The sequence below is a fragment of the Streptomyces sp. OfavH-34-F genome, from assembly GCF_022347745.1.
Lineage (GTDB): Bacteria > Actinomycetota > Actinomycetes > Streptomycetales > Streptomycetaceae > Streptomyces.
On record NZ_JAKRGC010000462.1, the window covers coordinates 1 to 3,797 of the forward strand.

4 protein-coding genes are annotated in these 3,797 nt (G+C 73.2%); 1 reads left to right on the top strand and 3 read right to left on the bottom strand.

The genetic code is table 11. The features are described from left to right. The 3 genes from MHW47_RS33295 to MHW47_RS33305 all read right to left on the bottom strand — a co-directional run. Positions 1-769 (bottom strand): serine/threonine-protein kinase (locus tag MHW47_RS33295; RefSeq protein ID WP_239227583.1); only part of this gene is annotated, 769 nt, incomplete at its 3' end. Positions 770-998: 229 nt separating this feature from the next. After that, positions 999-1,481, bottom strand: a complete 483-nt coding sequence (locus MHW47_RS33300) for an Lrp/AsnC family transcriptional regulator (RefSeq protein ID WP_239227580.1) — start codon at positions 1,479-1,481, stop codon at positions 999-1,001. A gap of 143 nt (positions 1,482-1,624) precedes the next feature. Continuing rightward, entirely contained in the window at positions 1,625-2,215 is a 591-nt protein-coding gene (locus MHW47_RS33305; protein WP_239227581.1) for a lytic polysaccharide monooxygenase, read from the bottom strand. A 324-nt stretch (positions 2,216-2,539) separates the two neighbouring features. Between MHW47_RS33305 and MHW47_RS33310 the strand changes: the two genes are divergently transcribed. Continuing rightward, a partial coding sequence (locus MHW47_RS33310) for an FUSC family protein (RefSeq protein ID WP_239227582.1) occupies positions 2,540-3,797 on the top strand: 1,258 nt, incomplete at its 3' end.

A 3,797-nucleotide genomic window follows, 5' to 3' on the forward strand; every position in this document is an offset into this window, starting at 1 on the left:
GCTCGGCGCGGCCGCGCCAGGCGTCGCTGTGGAACCAGTCGGCGACCTGCTGGGCGGCGGGCCGGTCCTCCGGCTGCTTCGCGAGCAGGCCGAGCAGATAGGCGTCGAAGGCGGCGGAGACGTCCACGCCGTGCCGGCGCAGCGGTACGGGCGGCGTGTCCACGTGCTGGTAGAGGGTGCCCGTGGCGGTGTCCGAGCGGAACGGCGGCTGTCCGAGCAGCAGTTGGTAGATGACGCAGCCCAGCGAGTACATGTCGGAGGCGGCGTCCGCCGTGCGGCCGAGCGCGCGTTCCGGGGCGAGGTAGAGGCTCGTGCCGACGATCTGACCGGTCGTCGTCAGCGCGGCCGACGGGTCGTCGACGAACTGCGCGATGCCGAAGTCCCCGATCTTCACGGTGCCTTCGCCGTCCAGCATGAGGTTGCCGGGCTTGATGTCGCGGTGGACGATGCCCTGGCGGTGCGCCGCCGCCAGCCCGGCGGCGGCCTGTCCGGCGATGTGGGCGGCCTGTTCGGGTCCGAGCCGCTCCTGGGCCAGCAGCACGTCCGCCAGGCTGCGGCCCTCGACCAGCTCCATCACCAGGAAGAGCCGGTCCTCCCAGGACCCGAAGTCGAAGACGGCCACCAGATGGGGATGGCTCAGCCGGGCGGCCGTCTGGGCCTCCAGCCGGAACCGGGCGGTGGCCGACTCGTCGGCGTGCTCGCCCAGCAGCAGCTTCACGGCGACGGAGCGGCCGAGCACCTCGTCGGTGGCCCGCCAGACCTCGCCCATGCCGCCCCGGCCGATGGCGGATATCAGCCGGTACCGACCAGCAACCAACACGTGTGCACACCTGTCTCGATAGCGGGCCTCTCGCACGGCCCGGACCGGGGGCCGTTCGGACTGCCGCGGCGGCGCCTCCGTCGGGCGGGGCGGCTAGGGCCGGTCCGGCGGATCCGCCCTGAGGGCGCGCGGCAAGATCAGGATATCCGGCGCGCGGACCCGTCATGACCGGCGGGCGTCAGCGGCCGCCGGCCGCCGACCGGCCCAGCGATTCGACCAGCGGCAGCAGCCGGTGCGGCACCCGTTCGCGCAGGGCCACCTCGGTCCGGGTCCGCACCACGCCTGGCAGCCGGATGAGCTGCTGGATGACGTCCTCCAGGTGCCCGTTGTCGCGGGCGACCACGCGGGTCAGCATGTCCCCGCCACCCGTGGTCGAGAACGCCTCGACGATCTCCGGCACGGCGGCGAGCGCCTCGCCGACCTCGTCGAGATACCCCTGGGTGACCTCCAGGTGCACGAAGGCGAGGACGGGGTGGCCGAGCGCGGCGGGGGAGAGGAAGGGGCCGCTGCCGGTGATCACCCCGTCGCGCTCCAGCCGGTCGATCCGTGCCTGGAGGGTGCCGCGGGCGATGGACAGGATGCGTGCGTACTCGCGCACGCTCGTCTGCGGCTGCTCGATGAGCAACCGCAGGATACGGGTGTCGAGCGCGTCCACCGCCATGCTTCGCCGGCCTCTTTCGTGCGTCCTTCGGGGGCCAGCGACTGTACCAACGGGTCGGCCCGCGCCGGGTGGAGCCCGCCATCGGCACGGCCGGGGACGCCCCGCGCGCCCCGGCCGGGCGGCGCGGGGCATCCCCGGACGGATCAGAACTGCACGTCGGAGCAGGCGTAGAAGGCGTTGCCGGTGTCGGCGATCGTCCACACGCCGAGGATCAGGTGCTTGCCCGATTTCTGCGGCAGCAGGCCCGAGTGGCTCACCGTGGAGCCGGGCAGCCGGCCGCCGAACGGCACGGTCAGGAACGGCTGGGTGTCCAGGTCGGCCCGGGTCAGCGGCTTCGTGGGGTCGTAGCCGTCCTTGGTGATGTAGTAGCGGAAGTCGGTCGTGGCGTGCCGGGCCGTGATCCGCCAGTTGAAGGTGTAGCTCTGGCCCGCGGTGACGCGGGTGGCGGGCCAGGCGCCGCCGCGCGGGTCGTCCAGTTCCGAGAAGCGGCCGATGCCGCCGGAGCAGATGTGACCGTCGGCGGGTCCGCGGCCGGGGAAGCCCTTGGGGCCCTCGACGCTCGGCGGCTCCCACTGGATCTGTCCGCAGTTGCGGACGGTGCCGTTGCCGCAGAGCTGCTGGCGGCTGATGGGCGAGTCGGTGTAGCCGTGGCTCTGGGCGGGGGCCGAGGTGGCGATCAGGGCCGCCCCGGCGAGCCCGAGCCCGGCCAGTAAGGACGTGATCTTCCTGCGCATACGTCGCTCCTGGAGATGTGGGGGTGAAATCCGGAGTGCACTGCGGTCTAGACCAACAGTGAGCGTAGCCGTGTCAATTTGACATGTCTAGACCAACGAAGTCGGTGATGTCCGCCGCCCCGGCACCGTACTGGTCCGTTGGTCGCCGGATGGCCGCCCATGGCCACACTCGCCTGAACCAATGGCCCAGTGGATCGAGGTCAATTTGAGCCAACCTGCCTCTGGATGCTCTTATGGATACGTCGATGGCGCTGCGGACCTCCGCGGCGCCTTTTTCATGCCGGGACACGGAGACCCCCGGCGGGCCGGAGTGGGGGAGCAGCAGTGCTGAAGAGAGCGTTCGTGGCACCGGACCCCGGACGGGCGCGCCTGCGTTTCGCCTGCCGCGCGGTCCTTGGCATCGGGCTCGCCGTCGTGGTGTGCGGGCTCGCCGGCCACTCGCTCGTCGCCGCCATCACCGGCGGCCTCGCCGCGCTGCTCGCGCTGTTCACCGTCACCGACCCCACCGTCCGGGGCCAGGCCGTCACCACCGCGCTGCTGCCCGCCGCCGGCTTCCCGGTGCTCGCCCTCGCCGCCCTCCTCCACGACCACCCCCTCGCCCGTGACGCCGCGTTCCTCGCGGTCATGGGCCTGGGCGTCTACGCGAGACGGTGGGGGCCGCGCGGGCACTCCCTCGGCGTCTTCGCCTTCATGGCCTTCTTCACCACGCAGTTCCTGCACACCCTGCCCCGGCAGCTCCCCGAGCTGTACTCCGCCGTCGCCCTCTCCCTGCTCTGCGCCGCGGTCGTCCGCTTCGGCCTCTGGTGCTACGAACGCAACACCACCGCCCCGGCCGCCCCCGCCCCGCCCGCCGGCACCGGCCTGGCCCGGGTCACCACCCGCCAGGCCGTCCAGGCGGTCACCGGCGGAACCGTCGCGCTCCTGGCCGGACAGCTGATGTCGGACCAGCGCTGGTACTGGGCCGTCGGCGCCACCTGGTGGGTCTTCGTCAACACCGCCTCGCGCGGCGAGACCCTGGTACGCGGCTTCCGCCGGATCATGGGCACCCTCATCGGCATCCCGGTCGGCCTGGCCGTCGTCGTCCCGCTGCACGGCGCGCCCGTGCCCACCGCCCTGGTCGTCGCCGCCGGGGTGTTCGGGATCTTCTACACGGCCGCGGTCTCCTACACCTGGATGATGTTCTCCGTGACCGTCATGGCCGGCGCGCTCTACGGGGCACTCGGCGTGCTCGACCCCGCCCTGCTCGCCCTGCGCCTCGGCGAGACGGCCGTCGGCGCCCTCGGCGCGATGCTCGCGGTGCTGTGCGTCCTGCCCGTCACCACGCACGCCACCACCGACGCCTGGATCCAGCGCGCCCTGCGCTGCGTGCACGCCTGCACCGAGGAGGCCGCCGCCCGGCTCTCCGGCACCCCCGGCGCCGACCCGGCCCCACGCATCGCCGAGCTGGAGGCCCTCCTCGGCCGCGTCCGGCTCTCGCTCGCCCCGCTGGTCCACCCGCTGAGCCCGCTGCGCGCCCGCCGGGCCAGGGCGGAGCACGTCCTGGCCCTGCTCGACGCCTGCGCGCGCGAGGTGCGCGGGCTCG

Coding starts and splice junctions, on each gene's coding strand:
- MHW47_RS33305 (WP_239227581.1), bottom strand. CDS start 2,215: ATGCGCAGGAAGATCACGTCCTTACTGGCCGGGCTCGGGCTCGCCGGG.
- MHW47_RS33300 (WP_239227580.1), bottom strand. CDS start 1,481: ATGGCGGTGGACGCGCTCGACACCCGTATCCTGCGGTTGCTCATCGAG.